Source organism: Periweissella cryptocerci (assembly GCF_004358325.1).
Taxonomy (GTDB): Bacteria; Bacillota; Bacilli; order Lactobacillales; family Lactobacillaceae; genus Periweissella; species Periweissella cryptocerci.
This window is the reverse complement of the sequence record NZ_CP037940.1, coordinates 2,919,415-2,946,174: the sequence shown is the minus strand read 5'-3', so window position 1 is coordinate 2,946,174 and position 26,760 is coordinate 2,919,415. Positions and strand designations below refer to the sequence as shown.

Here is a 26,760-nt window from a genome sequence, read left to right as displayed (position 1 = left end):
CACTAGGCATTCACCGTCTTTTCACGCTCAACTCATGCTTTCTTCACATTCTAAACGTAATATGAATGTTGCGATTATTAATTAACAAATTGGAGTATTTATTATGGAAAACCAAACCAAACAACATTTTAAAATGTACAAAAGTGGGAAAAACTGGGTTTATGCTGGCCTTGCCACAATTACCCTAATTAGTGGCATGGGCGCAACACCAGTTGTATTGGCCGATGCCTTAGTTACGGAACAAAGCGAAATAACAGCAACTGACAGCTCAAAAGATGACGAAGCAACTGAGACAACTAGTCCCGTCATCGAAATTCCCGATGTGTTACCAGATGGCGACTTAACGATTACCAATGAATCCGAAACTACAAAGGTGACCGAAGATACTACTACTTCAACTGAAGTCTCAGCTAAAGAAACAGCTGAAGATCCAACTAAAACCACAACTACCAACAAAGTAGACCAAGCAAAATCAGCTAAACCTGAAGTTGCCAAGGACACCGCAACCAAAGCTAAAACGCCTCGTACTGCGCATACTTTCGTCAAAAGTGACTTCTCATACGACGCGGCCGGCACAACAATTACTGGGTTCAGTTCATCATTCACTAGTAGTGATGCCTTTAAAGCTTGGGACGGTAACTTAACAATTACTGGTGATGATTTTGCCAATGTCGTTGCGCTTGGACAAGGGGCATTTCTGAATACTGCCTACCCAATTACCTCTGTTACAATTAAAGGCTTACCCAATTTAAAAATAATTGGTAAGCAAGCATTTCTGAGTAAGAGTTTTACCTCCCTTCAATTAATTAATTTGCCTGTTTTAACAACGATTGACGATTATGCATTTGAAGGTAATGCTAGTTTAGGCACCGTTTATTTTGAGGACGTACCGAGCTTAACCACTTTGGGTATGGTTTCTTTCTCAAACTGTACTTCCTTGTATACCATCAATCTCGACAGTGTCACGAGTTTGACAACGATTGGTCAAGGGGCTTTCTCTAATGATGGTTGGTTTGCTACTTTCTCTGGGTTTGATCTTTCAAAGTTAACAAATCTTACCACCATCGGGCCGAGTGCGTTTTCTGCCTGTAACTTTAGCGAAATTAACCTAACTGGTTTGCAGAAATTACAATCCATCGGTGATTGGGCTTTCTCCGGTAATTATTATATGCAAAACATTAATTTAGTTAACCTACCTAGCTTAACTTCAATTGGATCAGGTGCGTTCTCCTACAACTACTATTACACTACCTTCTACGGACAAACACCCACTCTGCACATTGGTGGCCTGCGTAATGATTTATCACTACCTACCTCAACAAATGCCTTCCCAAGCTTAGTAGGTAGCGGTATCATCACGCCCGTTGGTGCCACGGATTCTAATAATCCCACCGAAGATGACCTAGCGATGGCGATTAAATTCCGTGATTATATTAATACTGGGAATAGCTTTAAAACTGCCAATTCAGTTTGGTACATTAATGCTACGATTACTTCTGAATATATCGATGAAAAAGGTCGGACAATTACTAAGGGAACAGATGGCACTCCGATTGCCCCCCAAATTTTCAATGTCCGTATTTCAGATCCCGCACTTAACCAAAGTGATTACTTCACAGCCCCTGATGCTCCTAGCATAGCTGGTTATGAAAATGGTAAGCTTCTCAGCGATTCGCCACAGGCAGTGACTGAACTGAACCAAACAATCACTTATGAGTATGATCAAGTCGCACCACATCCATTTACAGTTTATTGGGTCGATACTGATGGTAACCCATTAGATACTCAAGTGTTCAATGGTGAGTATGACACTATCGTTGACTTGGCACTACGTGAGTTCCCTGATTACGGCTTCCGTACTCTAATGAGTAGTGATAACGCCGATTCTGCCTCAACTGGTGATTGGGATGATGCTATTGACATGCTTGATAACCCGGATGAGTTGGATTATGGTGATAACAATGGCCGCAGCTATAAATTTGTTTATGCTGCGAAAGGTTCCGTAACATACAAGTATATTGATCAATACGGTGACCCGATTGCAGTTGACGGTGATGGTGCTGATGTAACGCCATTTAATTTTGCGGGGCTTAAAGGTGATACTTATGATTTCCCTGGTGTACCAAGCATCGCGGGCTACGGTCCTGGACAATATGTATCTGGTGTTGAATCTGGATCTATTGACGCCGGTGATCGCGAAGTAGTTTACCAATTCCGTAAAATTGCTGCGCCAATTACGATTTACCGTGTTGACGATAACGGAACTAACCTTGAAGACCCAGAAGTGATTTCTGGTTACGTCGATGATATCATCGATTTGACGCCAAAATCATTTGCAAATTATGACTTTAAGGATCTTTATGGCACTACCCTCCTCGCACCATCACGTTTCATCCCCACTGCTGGCTGGGAATTGCACGATGAATTAGTTGGCACCAAAGTGACGTTCGATGATAACGCTAATCGTAATTATACATTCGTCTACGATAAGCAAACTGTTACAACGCCGGACACACCTACAACGCCCACTACGCCAGGCGGATTGCCAGGCACTGGCGGATTGCCTACCACTCCAAAACCAGTAGCAAAGCCGGTGACAAAACCTGGTAAAACGCCCGGTAAGTTGCCTGGTACTGGTCAAGATAAAAAGCACAAGCAAAACAAACCAAAGAAAGACCACGCCAAAAAAGGTAATACCAAAAAGCAAGCTAGTGCCAAGCGCACTAAGACGACGCTTCCTAAATCCGGTAACATGGCAAGTTTCTTGCTACCATCACTTGGTGCCCTCATTCTTGCGGGTCTCCTCGGTTGGTTTGGCTTAAACAAACGCCGTTCTTAATAATTGGATACACAAAAAGGTTGGAATTTAATCGTTCCAACCTTTTTTGTGTGCCGTAATAACACTTTATTAATATCACACTTTATTAATATCCATTTACTGACTTAAAAATCATTTAGCACTAAAATCAGTTGGCGCCGCTGAAGAACGTTGATACGTGACCGTTTTAGTACTATCTGCTGTTTTCACGAATAGTGTTTTATTATTTTTTACAACAACAATCGTATTTTCACCCTTACTAGCTTTTAACTCAAAAATATTATGCCCAAGATATTCTTGTTCCCCAGCACGAACTTGTTCGCCAGCATCATATTCGACAAACTTTTTTCCATACAAAGAAATCAATTTTTGGTTTTGATTTGGCTTTTCATTCACAAATGATCCACGGATATTGTTAAAATTCCTGGGAATAAATTCAATTAGCAACACAATAAGAACAATTACTAATAATACATTCAATACAGCAGAAATTACTAATCCTTTATTTTTACTCATATTATTGCTCACCTCCAACATCAATCTACATTACACGCGTACAGCCACAACGTGTTTCAACCAATTTACAAACTAATAAAAGCCCTATCCATTGAATAGATAAGGCTTTTTTACAATCTATATCATACTTACCAAATTTAGACTACTACGCACAATCACTAACTAGCACATTAATCCATTTTGGAACATGCCAACAACCTTCTTATTACTTCACACGAAGTGCAGTTGACCATTGACTTGGATAGTACGCACTGTAGTGAACCCCACCGATAAGATCTTGCAAAACTTGACCATGTCCAATATACATACCAACGTGTCCATGGCGCCAAACAAGATCAGCGGGCTTAACTGAGTGCAAACTAATGTGTCGCATCCGTGAGTGTTGGCTAGAAGTCGTCGAACCAATGTCTTGCTTCCCAGCTAAAAGATAAGCCAGTTCGGTAAATCCGGCACAATCCGTACCTGCTGAGAGCGTGTGTCCGTTGTAAACGTAGCGACCACCTTTTAGTGATTTAGCTTCCTTAACCACTAACGTCCGCCAGTTAGCGTGTGACAAACTTGTTGAGTTATTTACTTGCAGTTTATTATCTGACAAGACTTTGCCATTATATTTAACAGCTGTATCTTTTGTTGCATTTGTTGACTTAGTAGCAAGCGTTACCATGTTGTCTGACCATTTGAAATACAGATTATCTGCATTAGACCAACCAACTTTAACCCCGTTAATAATCTTAGCGTGGCCTTTAGAAATCACATAATACGCGGGATTGCCATAACCAGTAGCAGCAGATGGCTTCGTGACGTAAGCTTTACCATTACGCATCATCCGAATATTAAATTCTTCGACCGCGTTACCACGATTATGTGCATGCCGAGTTTGACTAACTCTGTTGAACACCAAATTAGCATGCCGGATTAGCTTATGATTTTTCGTTTCTTGATACCCAACCGTGATGTGCTTTGACACTACTTTTTGCTGATAGATTGGCGCATCATGATATTCCATCCCCGTCAGATATGCTTCAGTACCGTTAATCATTGCATGTCCTTGTGGTTGCGCAATTGCAAATACTCCAGCCATAGCAAGTGCCGCGATTGCTCCCTTAAAAAGCTTGTTCTTCATGATATAATTTCCTATCCCTTTTAGTATGTGCATTTCTGTTTGCCCTACCAAGCAGAAACAATTGTTCAAATAATTGCTAAATCGCTTAATACGTTCACTGAGTAACATGAGAATCACCTCGTTTCCTCAAGTGCTTTCCGCACTTAAATTGTACGATGGTTCTCAAAAAATTGCTTAACACAACCCTCAGTTTTGAATACTATTAGTTTGAATAAACTTATACGGGATTAATTATACCCCATATTATCAGAGCCGACATCCCCCATTTGTGAATATTCAAACAAATAAATTAAACAAACCCCAAAATTACCACACACACGCGGAGAGCGTACACAACGGTCCAATTCTTTATACATAAAAGGGGCTGGGACATAATTTGTCCAGCCAGCAAAATAAGCCGGATTTCTCCTTATTGTGTAAGGTAGAAATCCGGCTTATTAACGTGGAACAAAAGGCTGCAACCATTGATATAACTCACTTAATTCATCACCACGTTCGCTTTGCTCACTATCGCTGACGAATTAAGTTTCATTATATCAAGATTGCAAAACACCTTTTGTCCCACTTCCTACCTTATTAAAAAAACTTAACCCCGAATAGTTCTTTGATCCCTGACAAGACAAATGTTGGAATTGCAGGAACAAATAATACCGCAAGATAAAGCGGGAAGCTCAATGGTGCTGTACCCATTACAGTGTTGAAGAATGGTAATAATGTCACAGCGATTGAACTACTACCGGCAAATAATACCGCTAAAACTAAACGCTTATTGTCAAATGGATTCCGGTGATACAGTGTACTTGAACTCCGGGCATCAAAGACGTGCCATAATTGTCCAAATACCAAAGTTAAGAATGCCACCGTTTGCGCCTTCTCAGCTGGCATCCCCATATGTGCTGCCCATAGGAAGGCTAGGAATACCATCAACCCCATAATCGTCCCCCGAATCAAGACCCGTGACCACGTCCCATTTGCTAGGATTGATTCTTTGGGATTACGGGGCCTCTCACTCATCAGGTTAGCTTGTGCCGTATCATAACCTATTGCAAATGATGGTAGTGAATCACTAACCATGTTGACCCACAACACCATTAACGCCGTTAATGTCGGTGTTCCCACCTCAACTTTATTGATAGTTGTTGTGATAAACAACAGACCAATCAGTAATGATAAGACTTCAGCAACGTTGGTGATTAACTCATGGCGGATAAAATTCTTGATATTCGCGTAAATCATCCGGCCGCTTTCAATCGCTTTTTCAATCGTCGTAAATTTGTCATCTAGTAAAATCAAATCAGCGGCATCTTTGGTAACCTCGGTCCCAGTAATCCCCATCGCAATTCCGATGTCGGCAGCTTTCAACGCTGGTGCATCGTTCACGCCATCACCGGTCATTGCCACAATTTCACCATGCCGTTGCAATTGTTCAATAATTCGTTGCTTGTGTTCTGGTGAAACTCGCGCATAAACTCGCACATCAGGCACGACGATAAACAATTCTTCATCCGTCATTGCCTCAATCTGGACACCTTGGATGACCGGCGCTTGTTTGTTATCAACAATCTGCAAGTCGTAGGCAATTGCCCGTGCCGTTGCTTCGTGATCACCAGTAATCATCACCACATTGATATGTGCATCGTGTAATGTTTTAACGGAATCACGCACTTCTTCACGCGGTGGATCAATAATTCCGACAATCCCGGTAACTACTAAGTGTTCTTCTAAATCGTTAACACTACCGCCAAGTGCCTCAGCTGCCGTAATTTTGCGTTGTGCAATCGCTAATGTCCGTAAAGCACCCTCCGCAAATTCGGTAATTTTTGCTTGTAAAATTGCCTGGGCTGCCGTAATTGCAATATCCTTATCCGCAATAACCGCACTTTTAGCGTTTTGAATAATGATGTCTGGTGCACCCTTTGTGTATAGCGTATATTCATCACGATATTTGACAATCACACTCATCATCTTACGTGTACTATCAAACGGTAGCACCCGTACAATTTCGGTTGATGAGTCTAATATCGCTTCACGCGTCTGCCCAATCTTTTCACCCAATACAACTAAGGCGACTTCGGTTGGATTACCATAAGGCACGCGCATCCCTGTTTCATCACGAGAAACACTTGCCTCATTATTTAGCAGCGCGCCTTTGATAAATTCATCATAGCCATTCGCCGACTCAGTTTGTGGCATGACAGCCCCCGTAGATTCATACCCTCGTCCCGTCACATCAAAGGTCGTTCCATTTGCAAAGAATTTAACGACGGTCATTTCATTCTTGGTTAACGTCCCAGTCTTGTCGGAAGTCACAAACGACGTCGCCCCTAAAGTTTCAACACTCTTGAGGGATTTGATAAGTCCCTTATTAACGACCAACCGACTCGCCCCAATAGTTAACACGATTGAGAGGACAACTGGTAGCGCATCCGGAATAGCGGCTACTGCTAAGACAATCGCGGTTGACAGCATATTAACCACGTCCGTAATTGTGATTGTCCCACTTATATTGTAACCACGGACAAAGCTGACGATGATCGTCAAGGTTACTAAGCCAGCAGCTACAAACATCAATACCTTAGCTAACTTATCAATTGATTTTTGTAATGGGCTCGTTTTATCCGCAACATTTTGAATTAATTCAGCAATTTTACCAAGTTCCGTGGCTTGGCCAGTGGCCACAACGATACCTTGTGCGCTACCGTTTGTAACTGTTGAACCTGAGTATCCCATATTAGTACGATCACCAATCGGAATATCCTTGTCTAAAGTATCAATCTGCTTTTGAATTGCATCAGACTCACCGGTCAAGTGCGACTCAATTACTTCTAGCTCCGACGTTTGTAACCACCGGACATCGGCTTCAATGAAGTCACCTAGCTCAACTTTGATAATATCGCCGGGTACAAGTGCAGTTGCATCTAGATAGCTCCATACACGATCCCGTAAAGTTGCAGTTTGGCGGGTTGCAATTTGCTTTAATGAATTAAGCCCTTTACGTGCACTAACTTCTTGCCAAAAGGAAAGCGTTGCATTAACGATGACTAAAAATAAAATTGCAACCCCTTCATAGATTGAAGCCATTCCATGCGCCGTATCATGTGCGACATTTAAATCATACAATGCACTAACAAACGATAAAATTACCGCCCCGACCAATACAATAATCAGTGGCTCTTTGAAACTAAGTAAATACATTTTCCAATACGGAATTTCTGCTTTAGTAGTTAGCGTGTTAGCTCCATATGTGTCGTTGGCTGCCACAACTTGCGCTGCGGTTAAGCCAATTTTCTCGTCAACCTTAAACTCATTTAAGGTCGCGGTGGTACTTTTTGAATAATACTCCATTAGCGTGCCCCCTTATGTTTGAATACGTCTGTAAATTTCTGAATACCACCCTTCCCCCAAAGTCTTGAAACGATGCTTATTTTTTGTAAGCGTATTTATAGTTTAACACGAGGAGATATAAAAAGAAACTAATGATAATTATTAGCGATTTATGCGCACAAAAAAAGCGAAGATTATCTCGAGTTTGAGAATTTCTTCGCTTTTGTTTAATACTCACGTACCACGGAATCTATCTAAGGCACTAGTTTGAGAACCATTACTAACTAACGCAGTGGCAAATTTTATTCAATCACACGTCAGACGGAATATAGCCGTAAACTTAAGCACTACTATCACTGCTCTTCATCACCTTTTTCACGTTTAATCAAAACATTTTGCCACTTGGTCATTTGATCCAAGAAGCGTTTTGCACGAATATGAATTCCCACTGAATTTTCATACAACAAATCAATGAATTTTTGGATATTGGCTTTTGTGGGTGCACTGACATTAATTGAATTAACCTTCGCCAAGTCAACCACACTAAACTGTTGAATATAGAAGACTGCCTTAGCTGATAAGTCTAGGCGGTGCTCATCTTCGTCCCAGTGACGCGCACAAATCAAGCCGTTAAATTTTTCGGAATAATCTAGCTGCATATCGTTACGACCGCATAGTACACACGTCCGTAACTCTGGTTGAACCCCAAATGCCCCCAACAACTGAATTGCAAAAATATTAGCAATCACTTGTGGATCCATCCCCGCGTCGAGTTTGGCTAATGCTGATACCGTCATGTCAAACCAACGCTCCATCGGTTGGCCATCTTCAAATGCAGCATCCAACAAGCCGATGATATACGTAAAATAGGCATTAATCACAATATCTTCGGTAATGTTTTTAAAATGTGTCGTTTGGATTGCCGTATCGAGAAAGGACAAACCTTTTGGATTCAGCTTACCTTCATATTGACCTAACGTAAACGGTAGCACGTCACCAGCGAGTGGATAGCTTGGCCGCTTTGCATTTTTCAGCATAAACATTCGCTTACCTGCTTGGCGTGTCAAAATTTTAACTAATAAATCACGCTCGCGATAATCACGCCGATACATGATGATGCCATCAAAGCGATTTACCATCGGCCACCTCCCTCAATTATTTACTAAATAAACGTTTGAATAAACTTGGTTTCGTTAAGCTTGCTGCCATAGGTGCCCGTTTAATTGGTGTACCGTTAACGGCCGCTTTTGCATTTGCTTCATATTCAGCTGCCCGTTGTGAGCCGAGCTTTTGTAACGCCGCGGTCATTTCGTATTTACGTCCGGGCAAGACGTGCGCATCTGAGACAACAAAATTAACCCAGTTCGCTGCTACCAACTGTTCGGCAAATTCCGCAACCATTGTGCCAAAAGTCCCCACATACGAACTAGCGGTGAGCTGTGCTAATGCGCCTTGTTTAAGTAAATCCTTTAGCAACTCGGGATTATTAATAATCGCTGTATTCCGCTCTGGGTGGGCAATAATTGGTGTATGTCCCAACCGTTGTAATTCATAGAAATATTGTCCAGCATAGTCTGGCACTACGTTATCAGGGAACTCAATTAAGAGATACTTAGCATTTTCGTCCGCACCGAGCAACTCACCAGCAGCTAATTCATCCAATAACCCCCGTGTTAGTCGAATTTCTTGACTTGGAAAAACGGTCAGTGGTATTTCATTAGCATCCAATTCTGCTTGGAACGCTGCTGTTGCCGCTATTACACTGGCTTTGGGGTTTTCATATTTTTCATTCATGTGATGGGGAGTCATTAATACATGGGTCACCCCATCGGCCACCGCTTGTTGTGCCAAATCTAAGCTTGCCGCTAATGATGGTGAACCATCATCAATATTTGGTAATAAGTGACTATGAATATCAATCATGTTGTCTGCACCTCATTCGTTAATTTATTGGACTTGATAAGCATATCAACAACTGGACGGGGATTATAAATAATTATCCTAAAATACATCAGTCGTTGTTTGTTATGTACGGGGATGGCACATATAGCTTGCCATCTCCAATATTAATATTATAGCATTTCCGTCAACTTAGTCTTCATCACTCAAGTTACCAGATGAGAACTGCACCATTTCAGAACTTGAAATCACTTCTTGAAGCTTCTTAGCCAAGGCATTATTAATAATTCCTGCATTCAAACTATCTGTAACATATTGATATTCAAACTGGAATGCTTGGACATATGCTTCATGCAACTGTGCGTCATCGAGTTGTACATCAGCACCTTCCCGTGTGCGGTTAAATTGGCGCCAACGTACTTGGTAAGCACTATAAACCGTATTAATTTCTGTCAAATTATCCTCGGTTGTCTGAGCTTCCAAATATTGTTGCGTGGCAGCTTCAACTGCTGCTTGCACTTGTTTGGTCAATTCAATTCGATCAGAAATTTTTTGATAGCGCTCTGGTTCGCGTTGTTTAAACTTTTCAACTCGGCGTCCCTTATATTTGTCTTTTAACTTAAGGTAGCGGCGTTTATGCACCCGATGCCGCCACACTTTAAAGGCGTGTTTAAACGTTTTAACTGTAATTTTTTGTTTACTACTGGTGTGACGTAAACTTTGTCGTAATACTTTAATCGCACTTTTAGGCAAATTACCCTCATCAATGGCATTCATAATGGTATCCGTAGAAACTTCATTCACACCTTCAAGCAAGCGTTGGATTTCTTCACGATTACCTTCTTTGAAACCATTTTGTGTCAACAAGTTATCGCTCACGGCTGACTGAATCGTATTATCAATACCAGTTTCCTTTAACCGATGGAGTGAAAACTGAATCATCTCTTCGCGTTTAGCTTGCAATTCATCCAAGGTCACCGATTCAACTTTGGCCGGTAATATCCGTGGGAAAACAACCGCTGGTACCAGTAAACTAATGAGAATTACATTTGCAGCGATAAAAATTATTTCATCGCGGTATGGGAATGCTGCCCCATGGAGTGTGAGCGGTAATGACAAGGCCATCGCCAAAGTAATTGTTCCGTGCACACCACCTAAACCAAATAAAATCGCATCGAGTCCTTTAGCGTCTTTTGGCCAGTGTTGATCAGCCAAATTTAAACGTACAAATAAATACCGTATCGCAACCATCAACACATAGATGAGTAAAGCAACGGTAAAACTCATAGGCATTAATTGCGGTGAAACATTATACATTTGCACCATTACTGTAGGCAACATCACCCCTAGTAAAATGAATACAAATCCATTTAAAATATCACTGATAATATCCCAAATTTCGGTGTTCACCACTTGCATCCGGGTTGAGGTTAAGCGTAATCTCGTGTGGAAAAACGCTTGCACCATTCCTGTAGCAACCACCCCTAAAATCCCAGACACGCCCAAATGTTCTGCCAACATATAAACTGCAAAAGGTGTCAAAATACTCAATGGAATCATCACACCTGTATCTGTAATTTCTTTGGCCATCAACTGGGCACGTAAATTAACGATTATCAACCCGGCCACCAAGCCGACCAATAAACCGCCAAAGAAAACATAAGCGAAATTACTCAAGCCCTCGCTAAACGAAAACTCATTTGTCATAATTACGGATAATGCTAAATCAAAAATCACTAAACCGGATGCATCGTTGAATAATGATTCATATTCCAACGACTGCATCACGTGCTTGGGCATCACCGTTGTGGCAGTAACTGACTTGACTGCCACTGCATCTGTTGGTGCAACAATCGACCCAAGGGCAATCGCTAATGGCAGTGTAAAGACCGCCACCCGCCAATTAACGACAAAACCAATTAAGACAATCGTTAGTACGGCTAATATTACTGCCAAGGTAAACGTTGATTTGAAGTGGCGCAAAATTGATTTCAAATTAATATTTTGGCTATCATTAAACATCAATGGCGCAATTATTACTAACAAGAACAATTTTGGTTCCATTTCAAAGTGATTCAAAAGTGGGATAAAACTCAACCCAATCCCGATGGCAATTTGAATAAACGCTAACGGAATTTTATTCAGATTACCACCAATCAGTTGGGCGATGAGCACACCCACCATAACTAAAATTATTACGTAAAAACTTGCCATATTATTGACCTTTCAAATCATACTTTAATAGCATTTAATTATAACAAAAAAGGCTCACGCATGTTAGCGCAAACCTTATTGATCATGCAATACATCCCGAATAAAAATGGCATTAAGAATCATCACCACTGCTGAGATAATCAAAATTATCGCCAGGAATGGCTTATTCATGTCATCATAAACGTCTGAGTGAATAATATCCACGAAGACATCGAGCACGATAAACACTGAGTTACTAATAAAAGCTAGTTCCAGTAAACTCAATAGAGTAATTGTAATCCACTTGTGTACTAAAAAAAGGCGTTGCGAGTCTTTCACGGGCACGTACCTTACTTTCTACCTCATGGGAGAAGTTGATTTAAATTTATCAATTTTTTACGTCTTGCTAAAATGTTATTAACATTATAACGTAAAACTATCCTCATTTCGATAGCAAAAACATGTCAATTGACTTTCAGTACCAGTGACAAGCTTCAGCGTGCTAAATAACGAAAACATTTCAGGCATCAGTATTAGTGAATATCGTGCCTACAAAAATAGCCCAATTTCACTTTTTATGAGTGAAATTGGGCTATTTGCGGCTATATTTTTTCTAACGTGGAATTGTTTTTAATCATCAAATTACTGAGGTTCTATTTTCAGTTTTCCCATGCACTGCGCCTGGGGTGATATGTGTAAAACACATGTCGCCGCTGAGGATAAGATGAGGCTTCTTAGGGATCTATTCCTTAGAAGCCCAGCTTGTCCGAGTTTGCCAAGAACGCACTTCGGCTTGGCAATGTGCTTCTAGCGTGGTGCGCCAAGTAATTTACTGGCACGCAGTGACCAATTTTCTTCAATCCCACGTCAGACAAAATAGAGCATGGTTCGATAATGAATTTATTTATTTTTGCACATCTTCTTCGTAATCGCCATTTGGACAAACAACTTGCTTGCCGCCCTTGACCTTCTTTTCGACCAAGAAGTGATCATCGTGTGGACAGTTACGTGCCAATGGCTTATCCCATGAAGTGAATTCACATTCAGGGTAACGTGAGCAACCATAAAATACCCGGTTGCGACGTGATTTACGTTCAACTACTTGCCCGATGCCACACGTAGGACAAAGCATCCCAATTTCTTTGACGACGGCCTTGGTATTCCGACAATCTGGAAAACGTGAACAAGCAAAGAATTTTCCGTAACGACCGAGCTTAACGACCATTGGGGCACCACAAAGTTCACAGTTGAATCCAGCTGGTTCATCTTTTATCGTGATCTTTTCCAAGTTTTCTTCAGCTTCTTGGACTTCTTTAGAAAATGGACCGAAGAAGTTTTCGATGACTTTGACCCATTCTTCATTCCCAACTTCGACATTATCAAGTTCTTCTTCGACCTTGGCCGTAAATTTAATATCAATGATGTCTGGGAAGAAGTCTTTGATGACATCTTCCACAATCATCCCAATTTCGGTTGGTTCAAAGCGCCGGGCTTCCAACTTCACATAGTTACGTCGTTGAATAGTGTCCAACGTTGGTGCGTAGGTTGATGGTCGACCAACACCGTTTTCTTCCAACGCTTTGATTAATGCGGCTTCAGAATAACGTGCAGGTGGTTGAGTAAAGTGTTGATCTGGATTGGTCGTACTCAAGGTAACGTTATCGCCGATTTCAATATCGGGCAAGACGTTATCTTTTTCCTTAGCTGATGGATATGCCTTTGTAAACCCGGCAAATTTAGTTTTTGAACCATTAGCGCGGAATGTGACCCCATTTTGCTCGATTGTTACTGTCATCGTATCCAAAACTTCAGGTGTCATTTGACTGGCAACAAAACGTGACCAGATTAATGAATACAATTTAAATTGATCATTAGTCAGCTTGTCTTTGATTGAAGCTGGTGTGCGGAATACTGAAGATGGCCGAATTGCTTCGTGGGCATCTTGGGCACCTTCTTGGTTTTTGACTTCACGTGGTTTGATTGCGGCGAAATCTTCACCGTATTCTTCATGGATAAACTTTGACGCATCATGCTTGGCAATTTCTGAAATCCGGGTTGAATCAGTCCGCATATAGGTAATTAACCCAACGGTACCTTCTTTTCCGCCCAAATTAATTCCTTCATACAATTGCTGCGCAGCCATCATCGTTTTCCGTGTCCGGAAATTCAACTGGGTATTGGCCGTTTGTTGCATCGTGGAAGTCGTAAATGGTGGTTGTGGTTGGCGCTTACGTTCCTTGCGCACCACATTAGTAATATCAAAATCACCCGCTTGGTCAATTTTGGCCAAGACTGCTTGCACAGCATCATTATCAGGCAACGGTGCTTTTTTACCATTCAAGCCATAGAAATTCGCTTTAAAATTAGTTTTATCTTTTTTAAATTCGGTATCAAGTGTCCAGTATTCTTCTGGCACAAAGGCTTCAATTTCTTTTTCACGCTTAATAATTAAATCCAACGCAATTGATTGTACCCGACCCGCAGATAAGCCTTTTTTGACTTTCTTCCACAGCACTGGTGAAATTGAATAACCAACCAAGCGGTCAAGAATCCGCCGCGCTTGTTGGGCATCCACCAAATTCATATCAATTGAGCGGGGTGTTTTAAAGGCATCCTTAACGGCGTCTTTGGTAATTTCGTTAAACACCACCCGGTTATCATCTTCAATATCCAAATCAAGTAAGTGACTTAAGTGCCAAGCAATGGCTTCCCCTTCGCGATCCGGGTCACTTGCGAGATAAACTTTTTTAGCAGCTTTGGCTTCTTTACGTAAGCCCTTGATAACATCGCCTTTACCGCGAATTGAAATGTATTTAGGTTCAAAGTGATTTTCAACATCAACACCCATTTGTGATTTTGGCAAATCACGCACGTGGCCTAGCGATGCCACAACTTTATAGGTGCTACCAAGGTATTTTTCAATGGTCTTGGCCTTTGATGGTGATTCCACAATGACCAAGTTTTTCTTGCGTTTTGTTGTAGTTTTTTTAGCTGTCGCCATGTAAAACGCTCCTAATTTTTATTTTTTCTTCTATATAAATACTGGTACAAATTTTAATATCAGTCAAATAGGACAATACCACAACTACATAAAAGATGTCAAAAAAATAAATTAAAGCGTTCTCAATAAAAATGACTATTCGCACCTAACATCTGGCTTTTCACCTGTTCCAAATCGGACTAAACGTTAATATGCTAAGACTTCATCAATAATATCTATTGGCGTGGTTACGCAAACTGCGCCGGCTTTAATTAATTCGTTGCATCCCCGTGATGATGGTTCATTCACCGGCCCGGGTACCGCTAAGACATTGCGATTTTCCTGCAATGCCAAATTAGCGGTAATCAAACTTCCGGAACGTTCCTGCGCCTCGATAACGACCGTGGCTCGCGCCAACCCTGCAATAATTCGGTTGCGTTCGGGAAAATGATGCTTCAAGGGCTGACTACCATTTGGATACTCACTTAATAATAACCCAGTACTTGCGACTTTTTCTTGAAGGAATGCTGAACTTTTTGGATATGCTACATCTATGCCCGTACCAATCACTCCAATCGGTACCGCGCGATGTGCGATTGCCACTGAATGGACTGTATAATCTGTCCCCCGTGCTAACCCACTAACGACACCAATCCCGGCCGCTTGCACCGCTGGCATCAAATAGTGCAACACCTCTGCGCCATAATGTGTCGCCTGCCGTGCACCAACTAATGCTACAAGCGGCAACTGGAGCGCCCGCAAATCCCCACGGTAAAATAACACTAAAGGTGCGTGATAAATCTCCCGTAACGCCACTGGATAGACTTCATCAATAATTGTAATGTAAGCGTCTTGCGCTGCCATCGCCTTAAAATGTTCCGCAGATAAATAGTAATCATGTAGCACTGTAACTTGTTTTGTGTTCGCACCAATTATTTCAATCATCAATGAAGCCGTTAACGGCAATTCCACTTGATTTTCCTGCTGTAACCAATGCCAAATCTTTTGACGACTTGCGATACCAAGTTCTGGAATAAGTGTTAAGGCCAATAAAAATTCTCGTAATTGCATTGTTTGTTCTCCTTGTAATAACGTTTGCGCTAAATGTCTACATGAATAATATACGTACACGTGCTTTAATTTTTTTAATTTTTCGGTAACTACATCGATTAGTCACGAATCATTATTTTTTGCCATAAAAAAAGAACCCCAAACCGGTTAAATACCTAACCGACTTGAAATCCTTTTATTTTAAAAAATATTATTTAATTAAACTTATTTGGTTATATATTTTCTAGCGTGAGATTGTCGTTTCTGCAATTTTCAATTGTCGAATTACTGAGGTTCAATTGGCAGCGTTGTTTTTTTCACGCTACTGCTGCCTATGGTTGGTAATTGTTTTTTGCTAGTTCGAGCATTATACCTAACTAACGAAGTGCCGGCAAATTGCTTGGCGGGCGCAGCCTTTACACCGCGTCTGGGGGAATATGTGTGCAGCACATATTCCCGCTGAGGATGAGATGAGGAGTCTTAGGAATTTATTTCTTAGAGTCCCAGCTTATCCGAGTTTGCCAAGACCGCACTTCGGCTTGGCAATGTGCTTCCAGCGTGGTGCGCCAAGTAATTTGCTGGCACGTAGTGGCCTATTTTATTCAATTCCACGTCAGAAGGAATAGAGTCACTTACTTTTCTGCAATAGCTTTCACCGGTGCAAATGTTTTCCGGTGGATTGGTGTAACACCTAGCTTTTTTAAACCCGCCAAATGTTCTTTAGTACCATAGCCAGCGTTGTTTTCAAAACCGTAACCAGGATAAATCGTGGCAAAGCCTTTCATCATGTGATCACGGGTAACTTTGGCGATAATGCTTGCGGCACCAATTGACGCCGAGCGAGCATCCCCCTTAATTAACTTCTCTTGGGGAATATCCAAATCAACCGTCATGGCATCAATTAATAGTTGCTGTGGTTGCGGATCAAGTTTTTCAATCGCGGCTTTCATCGCTAACCGACTCGCTTGATAAATATTAACCTCATCAATCGTTTCAGCATCAACTATGCCCACTTCAACGGCAAGCGCTTGATCCATAATTAGTGGAAATAACTCCTCACGACGCTTATCTGTCAGCTGTTTAGAGTCGTTAACACCAACCACGTCGAAATCAACGGGCAAAATTACGGCCGCTGCAATCACGGGACCGGCCAATGGACCACGGCCAACTTCATCGACCCCGGCAATGTACTGCACGCCACCTTCCCACAATTCGTGTTCAATAGCCAAATGCTCTTGTAAAGCTTCTTTGGCTTTTGTGGCACGTTCGTATTGCCGTTGCCAGCTTTTTAACGCGCTTTGGACGCCTTTACGCTCATCGGTAGCTAATTGTATCAAGTAGTTATCATCTGGCTGTGTAATCGTTTGTAAATGCGTTTTAATTGCACTAATTGATTCGGCCATGCCTACTCCTTGTTTTTAGGGATAAATGGATCCGTCATCATTGGACCATCAACTTTTTCAAGTGTATAGCGTCCCAGCTTACCACGCCGTAATTCCAAAATCATGCGTTCAGCTGAACGATCATAATCATCCTTAAAGCCCATTTTTTGCGTAATTTCCAGCAAAATTTCAACATCAGTCATTGTATCGTAAGCATCTGCTTGTAAGTGATAACGTTCCAACAAGGCACTAGGATTATCTTCGCGGAAAAAAGCAATCATTGATAACGCAATGTCATCTTGTGCCACCAATGAATCTTTAATCGCACCGGTCAAGGCCAAATCCTTTCCAACGCGGGGATCTTCAAACTTAGGCCACAAGACCCCTGGCGTATCCAAAAGTTGTAAGTTGGTTGGTGTCTTCAACCACTGAATCTTTTTCGTTACACCAGGACGGTCACCAGTAATTGCCACGTTTTTCATCACCAGGTGATTCAATAACGTAGATTTCCCAACATTTGGAATCCCAGAAACAATCGCGCGAATCGGTTGATCAATAATTCCTTTTTCTGCATCGCGTTCAAGTTTTTCTTTCAAAACTTTCTTAGCCGCATTCGTAATGGTTTTTGGCGTCATATGATCACGCGTATCCAAACCAACCGCAGCAATGCCGTTTTTACGATAATAAGCTAACCAGCGATTAGTTGCATCTTCATCAGCTAAATCCATCTTAGTCATAATTAGCAAACGTGGTTTATCGCCAATCACTTCATCAAGTTGCGGATTACGTGATGCGACCGGAATCCGCGCATCAACTAGTTCAAAAACAATATCCACCAAGTGCATATTTTCCCGCATTTGCCGGAATGTTTTGGCCATGTGACCTGGGTACCATTGAATAATTTGTGCCATCTTTAGGCCTCGCTTTCTTGATAAAGACGCCATGCATCGTCAAAAATGTCCATATTGTGTAAATAACTTGCGCTCAACTCAAGATATTCTGTTAAGTAATGATAATCTTTACTTTGTTTAGGAAAGGTATGGTCGTAAAACGCGTTGTTAGCAAAGTTGCTAATTTCGTCGATGCCATCATCGTTCCGTTGTGTCATTAAAAATTGATAAAATGTTTTATGCACTATTTAAACCCACCTTCGAATACAAATTTGTCATTGGGGATGTCAATCGTCTTAGCCGCAAATGAAAGTCCACTTGGGCCATTAACTGATTGTAAATCTAAAAGAATCGTCCCGTGCGTTGCATCAATTGAAACCCACTTTGGTACATCATAAGCCGTGCTAAATGCCCCTAAAACCAAATTAACTGGTAAATTCAACTTACCCACGGCAATTGACTTAGTCTTCAATTGAACATTTCCATCAGCAGTCACACTTGGTGTAAGCGCCATACCAAAATCAACTGGTTGACCAAATACCTTCATTGACCCATATAACATCGCGTCGTCTTCAATCACGAAACGATATTTTTGGCTGCCAGAATTATACCGTTTTAAATAATGATCAGCTACACTATTAATTTGATCCTTGTTTAAAGAAACTTCAAAATTAGCATCACTAGGAGTGATTTTAGCAGTCTGGGTTTGAATATTGGGGGTCAATGCTAATTTAGCACCGTAGACCGTACCACCAATCAACATAACAATCAGCAACCAAAATAGCCAGAACCAAATATTAAATCGGCGTCGAACCCGCGTTTGTCTGTGATCCATCATTTATATCCTCAAATTCCTTTTTTTAATAATATTACTTTGCATATAACCATTGGTCATGTTTGAGCATTTGTTTCATTAGCAAGTCGGTCATCATGTCATAGCCTTTGCTATTTGGATGAAAATGATCTGCACTCGAAATGTACATGTTCCGTTCCGTATCATTTTTCGTCAACGTGCTAACTACATTCGCGTTACCCGCCGTGCCAGCATTAGCCAATTTGGCGTCTTTAACGAGTTTATTGCGCGCACTCGCGGTTTGGTATTGCCCATAGGTTAACTGCTTAAACGTTGGTACGTAATAACCATTGTATTGGCTAATTAATTGCTTGTTAATCGTGTTATATTCGCTAACACTTTGATTAAAGCTCTTGAAATTAGCAAAGTACACATACAAGGGATTGTAATTACCAAACAAGAAAATTGGCGCCTGTGAGTTGTACTTACGAACTTCTTTTAGTAATTTTTGTAAGTTATTTTCATACGAACTCGTTGATTTTTTAACTTGGTTAGTTAATTGGGTTGGCTGACTAATGAAAATATTTGCTTTGATTGTTTTCATTAAGTCATTTCCGCCCACCGTCATCAAAATAACATTGGCTTTTTTTAAATTTTTTTGTTGTGTTGGACTATCTTGTAGCCGTTTCAAAATTTGGTCTGAACGGTCACCGGATTTACCATAGTTGGTCATGCTCACCGCCACACCAGTTTTATTGGTTAAATCCTTTTTGATACGGCCGGTATACCCTTGCTTGGCAGTCGGATCACCAACCCCTTGTGTCAAAGAATCACCCAACGCGACCATTTTAACGGCTTGTATTTTTTGGGGCCCGGTGAAATGTTGATAACCTACCCAACCACCCCCAGCCACGACGACTAGCGCCAACATGCTAAGTATTATTTTCTTCATAGATTTATGCCTCGTTTTATGTGCCTCGTTTTTACTATTATACATAACAAGGCTGAGAGTATACACCCTCAGCCTTGACTATTTCTATTTACAAAACGACCTTATTCACCGTATTCATACATAATTGCAACAACGCCAGGTCCAACGTGTGTTGAAATGATTGGTGATGTTTGTTCAATATAAACTTCGGTACCAGGAAACATCCCGCGAACCTTTTCGGCAACCACTAATGCGCCTTCAAGTGCACCAGCGTGTGAAACCCCAATTCGTTTAATTGAGCCAAAAGTTTGCATTTCTTCATAAATGTGATCGAAATATTTATGAATTGTTTTCATGCCACGGCCTTTAGCTGCAATGGTAATGTGTCCCTTAACGACTTCAATGACTACCTTAATGTTCAAGAGACCACCGATAACACCAACTGCCTTGTTCAAACGACCACCAGCAACTAAATTATCCAACATAGGTACCGTCAAAAAAAGTTTTGTATGTTGTTTGATTTCCTCAAGGCGTGCTAAAATTTCAGCCATTGATTTACCTTCGGCTGCCATTTTAGCTGCCGTTAACACTTGAAAGCCCATTGCCCGATCGGTAACTTCTGAATCAATCACCGTAACGTCGGTTTTAGACAATTGTGCTGCTTGTTCAGCTGAGTGGACTGTTCCTGAGATTGACTCCATCATGTGGATACTTAGAACTTCAACATCGTCGCCAGCTAATGCATCGTATGCATCAACAAAAGCGCCAATTGGTGGCTGACTAGTCTTTGGTAAGGCTTTGGCAACTGCCATTTTTTCCATAAATTCGGTACGTGTGATTGTAACGCCATCACTGTACACCGTACCATCAATCATTAAGCTTAATGGTACGATTGTAATATTGTTTTCGGCAATTTCGTCCGGCGACAACTGAACTGATGAGTCTGTCGCGATTTTAATTTGGGTCATTTGATTATCTCCCCGCTTCTCATATCTAGGTGCTAACAGTCATTATAACTTCTGCATCTAGTCTTGTAAACTAGTTAATCTAAGAGTGCAACTTTTATATTGCCTAACTCCTATTATAACAAAGTAATATCGCTATTGCCCAAGTTTTTCCAAGTCACGAATGTATTCGCCAGTGGCTTCATTAACTAAAAACGCGACATCAATATGCCATTGCGCACCCTGTTCTGGAAGCGCTTGCCAAAAATCGGTAATCTTAAACGGTTGTACTAATTCATCATAACCATGGATATTTTCCTTGCTAGCATAATTATTTAATTCTTTTTCTAACGCAGTTCGCGCGATTGGGATGTTATCGATGTTTGCATTCGGAATCACAAATTCAAACGACATCACCCCACGCCCCCAAACGTTGGCAACTAAGGTTGAACTGGCACGGTCGGATGTTGCCGGAAAAATTGCTGGTAGCACAGCCAATGCAGCAGTCATTGCCGCATTCGTTGGTTGTTGGGCCGTTGCAATTAGCTTACCCGTTGTCCGGGTGGCAATTTGCCGACTCACAATCGTGTAAACCGCCAAGACAATTAAAAGGGAAATTACAATTATTGATATTCGCATATGCACTCCTCACGCAAGAATTTTTAATATTTCAAAACTTGCATTTCTTATTAACTCCTATTATACGCTTATTTGATTGACATCAATCATGACAACTACTCGGATATTTGTTACAATAGACTATAAATGTATGTCGTGAAAAAAATTTATATATTTAAGGAGCACCATATTCATGGTATTTAAGATCTATTACCAAGAAACTAAGCAACAAAACCCAAAGCGCGAAAGCACGCAAGTAATGTACATCGAGGCTGCTAATCAACCCGATGCTCGTGAAATCGTCGAAACTAAAACTAACCACAACATTGAATTCATTGAAGAATTGTCGACGGCGGCACTCGAATATGAAAAGCAAAGTGTTAGTTTTAAAATTACGGAGCTTTAATTAATGGATAAAATCGATATTCGCCCAGATGAAACTGCAGTCTTTGCAGTTGGTGGTCTTGGTGAAATCGGGAAGAATACTTACGGAATTCAATTCGGTGACGAAATTATCGTCATTGATGCTGGGATTAAGTTTCCAGAAGATGAATTACTAGGTATTGATTACGTTATTCCTGATTACTCGTATCTCAAGGAAAATGCTGACAAGATCAAAGCGTTAGTTATTACCCACGGACACGAAGACCACATCGGGGCAATCCATTATTTCTTAAACGCCGTCAATGTACCAGTTTATGCTGGCCCTCTCGCCCTTGCTTTAATTAAAGGCAAGCTAGAGGAACATGGTTTGTTGAATACGACTGAACTTCACGAAATCAATGAAGACTCAGTCCTTCAATTCGACAACATTAAAGTTGAGTTCTTCCGGACGACCCACTCAATTCCTGATACATTTGGGATTGCTTTGACAACGCCTTCTGGTGTCATCATCGAAACTGGAGATTTCAAGTTCGACCTCACACCAACTACACACCAGCCACCTAACCTACAAAAGATGGCTAAGTTCGGTTCTGAAGGTGTCCTCGCTTTAATGTCTGATTCAACCAACGCTGAACGTCCTGAATTCACGAAATCAGAACAATTCGTTGCTGAATCAATCAAAAAGATTTTCAAGAATGTTGAAGGTCGGATTATTTTCGCCACCTTCGCTTCTAACCTTTCACGGGTTAAAGTTGCTGCTGAAGTAGCGATTGCTGAAGGTCGTAAAATCGCTGTCTTCGGTCGTTCAATGGAAACAGCAATTAACAACGGCCGTGAACTTGGTTACCTAGACATTCCAGACTCATCATTGGTAGATGCTTACGAAATTAATCACTTACCTGCTGAAGAAGTTATGATTCTTTGTACCGGGTCACAAGGTGAACCCATGGCCGCACTTGCACGGATTGCTAACGGTACCCACCGTCAAGTTTCAATCCAACCAAATGACACCGTAATCTTTAGTTCTTCTCCAATTCCTGGTAACACTCAATCTGTTAACCGTGTAATTAATGAACTTGAAGAAGCTGGCGCCAATGTGATTCACGGTAAGATTAACAACGTCCACACTTCTGGTCACGGTGGCCAAGAAGAACAAAAGTTGATGTTATCATTAATCAAACCTAAGTATTTCATGCCTGTCCACGGTGAATACCGGATGCTCAAGGTTCACACTGGTTTAGCACAACAAATCGGTGTCCCTCTTGATCACAGTTTCATTTTGGAAAATGGGGATGTCTTAGCACTTACAGCCGACTCAGCGCGTGTCGCTGGTCACTTCCCTGCTAGCGATGTTTACGTTGATGGTAATGGTGTTGGTGATATCGGTAACGTCGTCTTACGCGACCGTCAAATGCTTTCTCAAGATGGTTTAGTTGTCGTAGTGGCAACAATCAACTTAACTAAGCAAGAAATCACCGCCGGTCCTGACTTATTATCTCGTGGATTTGTGTACATGCGCGAATCTGGTGAAATGATTAATGAAGGTCGTCGTCGCATCTTCCGGACAATCCGGTATGCAATGCAAGAAGAAAATGCAACCGAAAATTCAATTCGGTCTGCTGTCATTGATGACTTACAAACTTTCCTTTATGAAAAGACTGAACGTCACCCAATGATTTTACCAATGTTTGTAATGATCTAAACACGACATAATCAGCCAACTAGCGCATCTTCGCTGGTTGGCTGATTTTTTTGCTCCATTTCGTCTGACGTGGGATTAAATAAAATTGGCCACTGCGTTAGTTAGGAATAATGTGACTAACAAAAACAATTACCAATCACAAGGGCGTAGAAGCATAAAAAAACAACACTGGCAATTGAACCTTAGCAATTCGATACTTGAAAAGTACAGAAATGACAATCCCACGCTATAACAAATAGAACCGATTTTTTGTAATACAGCTCAAGTAGATTAGCTACATTATCAACGCAAAATTTACGAATGCTTTATGTGAATCTTGGTGACTTTGTAAAAAAAAGTGATTATTCTTTGTTTTATTATCTAATTATTTGTATAATTATTCTTATGTAATTTACCCGAAAGCTGGAAATGAAATGGCATTTAGTTACTTTATCATCATCAACAAATTTGCGGGCTCAGGCAACGCAGCCAAAATTTGGCCACATATCGAATCTACATTATTAGAAAAAAATGTGGCCTACAAAATGGTCACCTCAGATTATGCTGGTCATGTGACTGAAATCGCCAAAGAACGCGCTAATCAGCATCGTAACGATGAAATAATCATCGTAATCGGTGGCGATGGCACTTTGCATGAGGCGATTAACGGACTGAAACAAAGTTCATTTGAAGTACCAATCGCTTATATACCGGCGGGTTCAGGCAATGATTTCGCCCGGGGACTCGGCATGAGTAAAGATCCTCAAACTGCACTAAGTCAAATCCTTGCAGCCACCAAACCCAAGATTATTGATGTGGGTCGTTACGTGGCACAGGACAGCCCAACCCCACACTATTTCGTGAATAACGTAGGTATTGGCTTTGATGCAGCAATTGTCGCCTACACTAATCACTCACCCATGAAAAGTAAACTGAATCGACTCCATCTTGGATCATTAAGTTATTTAACTTCGATTTTTCATGTGATGAGCAATCAGCCAGGTTTCAAGATTGATGTTGTTAATGGTCAACAAGTTGCTCATATGGATAACGCCTTCTTGGTAACACTCTCAAATCATCCCTATTTTGGCGGTGGTGTGAAAATCTTGCCAACTGCCAAGATTGATTCTGGCGAGTTAGAACTTATCTTAATTGAAAAAATGACTTGGCTACAATTCATTCACATGTATTCACTCATGTTACGCGGCAAGCACTATTCAATGCCAATCGTACAGCACATTGTTGGCAAAAATATTCAGCTCCAGATTCATAGCGCCGAACAAGGCCAGGTCGATGGCGAAGAACTTGGCAAACATGCCTTTAATTTTGACTTCGATGTCATCAAGTATCCGTTTATGATTAAATTGTAGTTTGTGTATACCAAAAAGGTTCATTCTAGTAATTACAACTAGAATGAACCTTTTTTCATTATCCGAAATTATCTGAATCGCGTGCTTTTTGCAAGTAATCTTCAATCATGTCTTTAGCTTGCAACTCGTGTAACCATTCAACCGGAACAGAGTCAAAGCTCCCACTTGCAAGCAGTTCAAGTGCCCCAATTAGCGCACCAATCGAATCAGTGTCGTCCCCTAACCTTACCGCGGCGACAATGCTTTGTTCAAAATCATCATAGTTCTCAAACAGCCAAATTACTGCCTCTAGCGTGTCTACCACATAGCCTGAACTTTTGATTGCATCGACGGGTAAAGCCCCAAAATGAGCATCTATGAGCCGCTCATACGCCTTTAACTCCGTACGATAGCTCGGCATACTCATATAGCGGACATATGCTTGATGAATTCCCGCCCGAATCGCGGTATGCCGTTCAACTCCATTTAGCAGTTGATACATGATAGCTGCATAAATTCCAATTGCGATATGTCCCCGAACATGATTATGCGTCAATCCCGCAACCTGGTGGAGAAAAATTAAAGCACCAGGATTGTCCATTAAATTATGCCCGTAACGATGATATGTGTAAAAAATAGCTGGGACAATCCGCATCAATGCCCCATTTCCATTATCCCATTCAGTTGTTCCGCCAGCTGTCAGTGCATTTTGAGACCGTTTATACCGGCGCAACGCTGTCAATGTACCTGCACCTTGATCGTAGGCCTGCATAAAAGGCGTGTACGCGTCGTTTTCATTCCAATCCAGAAAACTATCCATAATGTCATCCAAGCTCGTCTCAGGGAAGCTGAGAGCGTCTAACGTGGCTAACGTCATGCTTGTATCGGCTGACCAGGTCCCCGCTGGCTGATTATAGGTTCCATAACCGCTCAATACAATTTCAACCGTTGCTAATTCCTCACGATTTAAAACCTGAAACGGTAACCCGAACGCATCACCGAGTGCGACGCCATAGATTGCGCGTGTTAGTTGATCATTATTAGGCATTGAAATTCCTCCATTTCTTAATTCTTCTTGCTGAATGTCGTAATCATTAATTGTATAATTAGTGTAATACAAATTAAGGAGTTTCACGATGAAAAAGAATTTTATTTTTGATGTTGATGGTACGCTGTTAAACACCGAATCAATGTACATGAAGTCACTTCAAGTTACGCTTGAAGCACACGATATCCACAAAACATATGCTGAAGTCTATTCAATTTTTGGTCTACCTTCACTTGATGCCTTAGAATTTTTCGGTATTGTCGATGCACAAAAAATGCAAAAAGAATGGCAAAGTCACTATCACGATTTCTGGAATGAAGTGGATTTATTCGCTGGTATTGAAACAATTTTAGACCATCTCCACAACCAGCCAGACGTTCAACTAGGCATCGTAACTTCAAATACAAAGCAAGAATTTGAAGATCACTTAGACCAATTTAACATTGAAAAATACTTTAACAGTTTTACCTTTGCTGGTGAAACTGCGCAAATGAAACCTTTCCCTGATCCAATCTTACGAGCCATGGAACTATTAAATGCGATCCCTGATGAATCAATTTATATTGGTGACTCAGTGCACGACATGTATGCCGCACATGCTGCAGGACTGGACTTTGGTTTAGCCGCCTGGGGTATTCAAGATGTGAATAAATTCAATGACGACCAAGAGTACACATTCAAAAAGCCTTCAGACATCCTACACTTATTGAAATAAGCTTGTAGTTAGCAATAACCTCAACCGCGCACCTTAAATTAACAAAGAAGCTCTCGATATTGTTATATACAATTTCGGAAGCTTCTTTATTTCATCAGATACTTTTTGGATATGTTACCTTT

At 41.1% G+C, this 26,760-nt stretch carries 22 protein-coding genes; 5 read left to right on the top strand and 17 right to left on the bottom strand.

What is annotated here, in order from left to right; all coding sequences use genetic code 11:
• The first annotated feature begins 103 nt into the window (after window positions 1-103).
• Window positions 104-2,839 carry a leucine-rich repeat protein gene (locus EQG49_RS13230; RefSeq protein ID WP_133364436.1) on the top strand — a complete coding sequence of 912 codons (2,736 nt, stop codon included), beginning with the start codon at window positions 104-106 and terminating at the stop codon, window positions 2,837-2,839.
• A 111-nt stretch (window positions 2,840-2,950) separates the two neighbouring features.
• On the opposite strand, the gene EQG49_RS13225 is transcribed toward EQG49_RS13230, so the two are convergent.
• The 16 genes from EQG49_RS13225 to EQG49_RS13150 form a co-directional block, all read right to left on the bottom strand.
• The gene (locus EQG49_RS13225; protein WP_133364435.1) at window positions 2,951-3,334 is read right to left on the bottom strand and encodes a hypothetical protein; all 384 of its coding nucleotides are present in this window, start codon (window positions 3,332-3,334) and stop codon (window positions 2,951-2,953) included.
• 205 nt (window positions 3,335-3,539) lie between these two features.
• Window positions 3,540-4,457: a C40 family peptidase gene (locus EQG49_RS13220; protein WP_165964912.1), complete on the bottom strand. Its 918-nt coding sequence runs from the start codon at window positions 4,455-4,457 to the stop codon at window positions 3,540-3,542.
• Window positions 4,458-5,033: 576 nt separating this feature from the next.
• Entirely contained in the window at window positions 5,034-7,802 is a 2,769-nt protein-coding gene (locus EQG49_RS13215) for a cation-translocating P-type ATPase (protein ID WP_133364433.1), read from the bottom strand.
• A 332-nt stretch (window positions 7,803-8,134) separates the two neighbouring features.
• On the bottom strand, window positions 8,135-8,920 hold the full coding sequence (recO, locus tag EQG49_RS13210; protein ID WP_133364432.1) for a DNA repair protein RecO: 786 nt from the start codon (window positions 8,918-8,920) through the stop codon (window positions 8,135-8,137).
• A 16-nt stretch (window positions 8,921-8,936) separates the two neighbouring features.
• Window positions 8,937-9,704, bottom strand: a complete 768-nt coding sequence (locus EQG49_RS13205) for a tyrosine-protein phosphatase (protein ID WP_133364431.1) — start codon at window positions 9,702-9,704, stop codon at window positions 8,937-8,939.
• A 168-nt stretch (window positions 9,705-9,872) separates the two neighbouring features.
• Window positions 9,873-11,894: a cation:proton antiporter gene (locus EQG49_RS13200; RefSeq protein WP_133364430.1), complete on the bottom strand. Its 2,022-nt coding sequence runs from the start codon at window positions 11,892-11,894 to the stop codon at window positions 9,873-9,875.
• A gap of 75 nt (window positions 11,895-11,969) precedes the next feature.
• Complete coding sequence (locus tag EQG49_RS13195) at window positions 11,970-12,212, bottom strand: hypothetical protein (RefSeq protein ID WP_133364429.1); 243 nt, start codon at window positions 12,210-12,212, stop codon at window positions 11,970-11,972.
• 565 nt (window positions 12,213-12,777) lie between these two features.
• Window positions 12,778-14,874, bottom strand: a complete 2,097-nt coding sequence (topA, locus tag EQG49_RS13190) for a type I DNA topoisomerase (RefSeq protein ID WP_133364428.1) — start codon at window positions 14,872-14,874, stop codon at window positions 12,778-12,780.
• A 186-nt stretch (window positions 14,875-15,060) separates the two neighbouring features.
• A complete protein-coding gene (dprA, locus tag EQG49_RS13185; protein WP_133364427.1) occupies window positions 15,061-15,924 on the bottom strand; it encodes a DNA-processing protein DprA in 864 nt (287 codons plus the stop codon).
• A 611-nt stretch (window positions 15,925-16,535) separates the two neighbouring features.
• The gene (locus EQG49_RS13180; RefSeq protein ID WP_133364426.1) at window positions 16,536-17,306 is read right to left on the bottom strand and encodes a ribonuclease HII; all 771 of its coding nucleotides are present in this window, start codon (window positions 17,304-17,306) and stop codon (window positions 16,536-16,538) included.
• A gap of 2 nt (window positions 17,307-17,308) precedes the next feature.
• Window positions 17,309-18,196 (bottom strand): ribosome biogenesis GTPase YlqF, encoded by an 888-nt coding sequence (ylqF, locus tag EQG49_RS13175; protein ID WP_133364425.1) that lies wholly within the window; start codon window positions 18,194-18,196, stop codon window positions 17,309-17,311.
• 2 nt (window positions 18,197-18,198) lie between these two features.
• Window positions 18,199-18,420, bottom strand: coding sequence for a YozE family protein (locus tag EQG49_RS13170; RefSeq protein WP_133364424.1), 222 nt, complete (start codon window positions 18,418-18,420; stop codon window positions 18,199-18,201).
• Window positions 18,420-19,013 carry a YpmS family protein gene (locus EQG49_RS13165; protein WP_133364423.1) on the bottom strand — a complete coding sequence of 198 codons (594 nt, stop codon included), beginning with the start codon at window positions 19,011-19,013 and terminating at the stop codon, window positions 18,420-18,422. The genes EQG49_RS13170 and EQG49_RS13165 overlap by 1 nt, the downstream gene beginning before the upstream one ends.
• A 31-nt stretch (window positions 19,014-19,044) precedes the next feature.
• Complete coding sequence (locus EQG49_RS13160; protein ID WP_165964911.1) at window positions 19,045-19,920, bottom strand: SGNH/GDSL hydrolase family protein; 876 nt, start codon at window positions 19,918-19,920, stop codon at window positions 19,045-19,047.
• A 101-nt stretch (window positions 19,921-20,021) separates the two neighbouring features.
• Window positions 20,022-20,867: a DegV family protein gene (locus tag EQG49_RS13155; RefSeq protein WP_133364421.1), complete on the bottom strand. Its 846-nt coding sequence runs from the start codon at window positions 20,865-20,867 to the stop codon at window positions 20,022-20,024.
• Between the two features lie 132 nt (window positions 20,868-20,999).
• The gene (locus tag EQG49_RS13150) at window positions 21,000-21,482 is read right to left on the bottom strand and encodes a hypothetical protein (RefSeq protein ID WP_133364420.1); all 483 of its coding nucleotides are present in this window, start codon (window positions 21,480-21,482) and stop codon (window positions 21,000-21,002) included.
• Between the two features lie 172 nt (window positions 21,483-21,654).
• Here EQG49_RS13150 and EQG49_RS13145 point away from each other — a divergent pair, with 172 nt between their 5' ends.
• The 3 genes from EQG49_RS13145 (at window position 21,655) to EQG49_RS13135 (ending at window position 24,896) form a co-directional block, all read left to right on the top strand.
• Window positions 21,655-21,867: a DNA-directed RNA polymerase subunit epsilon gene (locus EQG49_RS13145; protein WP_133364419.1), complete on the top strand. Its 213-nt coding sequence runs from the start codon at window positions 21,655-21,657 to the stop codon at window positions 21,865-21,867.
• A 3-nt stretch (window positions 21,868-21,870) separates the two neighbouring features.
• The gene (gene rnjA / locus EQG49_RS13140; protein WP_133364418.1) at window positions 21,871-23,547 is read left to right on the top strand and encodes a ribonuclease J1; all 1,677 of its coding nucleotides are present in this window, start codon (window positions 21,871-21,873) and stop codon (window positions 23,545-23,547) included.
• Between the two features lie 413 nt (window positions 23,548-23,960).
• Window positions 23,961-24,896 (top strand): diacylglycerol/lipid kinase family protein, encoded by a 936-nt coding sequence (locus EQG49_RS13135; protein WP_133364417.1) that lies wholly within the window; start codon window positions 23,961-23,963, stop codon window positions 24,894-24,896.
• Window positions 24,897-24,954: 58 nt separating this feature from the next.
• On the opposite strand, the gene EQG49_RS13130 is transcribed toward EQG49_RS13135, so the two are convergent.
• Window positions 24,955-25,923 (bottom strand): ADP-ribosylglycohydrolase family protein, encoded by a 969-nt coding sequence (locus EQG49_RS13130; RefSeq protein ID WP_165964910.1) that lies wholly within the window; start codon window positions 25,921-25,923, stop codon window positions 24,955-24,957.
• Window positions 25,924-26,011: 88 nt separating this feature from the next.
• On the opposite strand from EQG49_RS13130, the gene EQG49_RS13125 reads away from it, so the two are divergent.
• Complete coding sequence (locus EQG49_RS13125) at window positions 26,012-26,638, top strand: HAD family hydrolase (protein ID WP_133364415.1); 627 nt, start codon at window positions 26,012-26,014, stop codon at window positions 26,636-26,638.
• The last annotated feature ends 122 nt before the right edge of the window (window positions 26,639-26,760 follow it).

What these genes read in the sequence shown, in the direction of transcription:
- EQG49_RS13230 (WP_133364436.1), top strand. Translation starts at nt 104, where the DNA reads ATGGAAAACCAAACCAAACAACATTTTAAAATGTACAAAAGTGGGAAA.
- EQG49_RS13225 (WP_133364435.1), bottom strand. Translation starts at nt 3,334, where the DNA reads ATGAGTAAAAATAAAGGATTAGTAATTTCTGCTGTATTGAATGTATTA.
- EQG49_RS13220 (WP_165964912.1), bottom strand. Translation starts at nt 4,457, where the DNA reads ATGAAGAACAAGCTTTTTAAGGGAGCAATCGCGGCACTTGCTATGGCT.
- EQG49_RS13215 (WP_133364433.1), bottom strand. Translation starts at nt 7,802, where the DNA reads ATGGAGTATTATTCAAAAAGTACCACCGCGACCTTAAATGAGTTTAAG.
- recO (WP_133364432.1), bottom strand. Translation starts at nt 8,920, where the DNA reads ATGGTAAATCGCTTTGATGGCATCATCATGTATCGGCGTGATTATCGC.
- EQG49_RS13205 (WP_133364431.1), bottom strand. Translation starts at nt 9,704, where the DNA reads ATGATTGATATTCATAGTCACTTATTACCAAATATTGATGATGGTTCA.
- EQG49_RS13200 (WP_133364430.1), bottom strand. Translation starts at nt 11,894, where the DNA reads ATGGCAAGTTTTTACGTAATAATTTTAGTTATGGTGGGTGTGCTCATC.
- topA (WP_133364428.1), bottom strand. Translation starts at nt 14,874, where the DNA reads ATGGCGACAGCTAAAAAAACTACAACAAAACGCAAGAAAAACTTGGTC.
- dprA (WP_133364427.1), bottom strand. Translation starts at nt 15,924, where the DNA reads ATGCAATTACGAGAATTTTTATTGGCCTTAACACTTATTCCAGAACTT.
- EQG49_RS13180 (WP_133364426.1), bottom strand. Translation starts at nt 17,306, where the DNA reads ATGGCCGAATCAATTAGTGCAATTAAAACGCATTTACAAACGATTACA.
- ylqF (WP_133364425.1), bottom strand. Translation starts at nt 18,196, where the DNA reads ATGGCACAAATTATTCAATGGTACCCAGGTCACATGGCCAAAACATTC.
- EQG49_RS13165 (WP_133364423.1), bottom strand. Translation starts at nt 19,013, where the DNA reads ATGATGGATCACAGACAAACGCGGGTTCGACGCCGATTTAATATTTGG.
- EQG49_RS13160 (WP_165964911.1), bottom strand. Translation starts at nt 19,920, where the DNA reads ATGAAGAAAATAATACTTAGCATGTTGGCGCTAGTCGTCGTGGCTGGG.
- EQG49_RS13155 (WP_133364421.1), bottom strand. Translation starts at nt 20,867, where the DNA reads ATGACCCAAATTAAAATCGCGACAGACTCATCAGTTCAGTTGTCGCCG.
- EQG49_RS13150 (WP_133364420.1), bottom strand. Translation starts at nt 21,482, where the DNA reads ATGCGAATATCAATAATTGTAATTTCCCTTTTAATTGTCTTGGCGGTT.
- EQG49_RS13145 (WP_133364419.1), top strand. Translation starts at nt 21,655, where the DNA reads ATGGTATTTAAGATCTATTACCAAGAAACTAAGCAACAAAACCCAAAG.
- rnjA (WP_133364418.1), top strand. Translation starts at nt 21,871, where the DNA reads ATGGATAAAATCGATATTCGCCCAGATGAAACTGCAGTCTTTGCAGTT.
- EQG49_RS13135 (WP_133364417.1), top strand. Translation starts at nt 23,961, where the DNA reads ATGGCATTTAGTTACTTTATCATCATCAACAAATTTGCGGGCTCAGGC.
- EQG49_RS13130 (WP_165964910.1), bottom strand. Translation starts at nt 25,923, where the DNA reads ATGCCTAATAATGATCAACTAACACGCGCAATCTATGGCGTCGCACTC.
- EQG49_RS13125 (WP_133364415.1), top strand. Translation starts at nt 26,012, where the DNA reads ATGAAAAAGAATTTTATTTTTGATGTTGATGGTACGCTGTTAAACACC.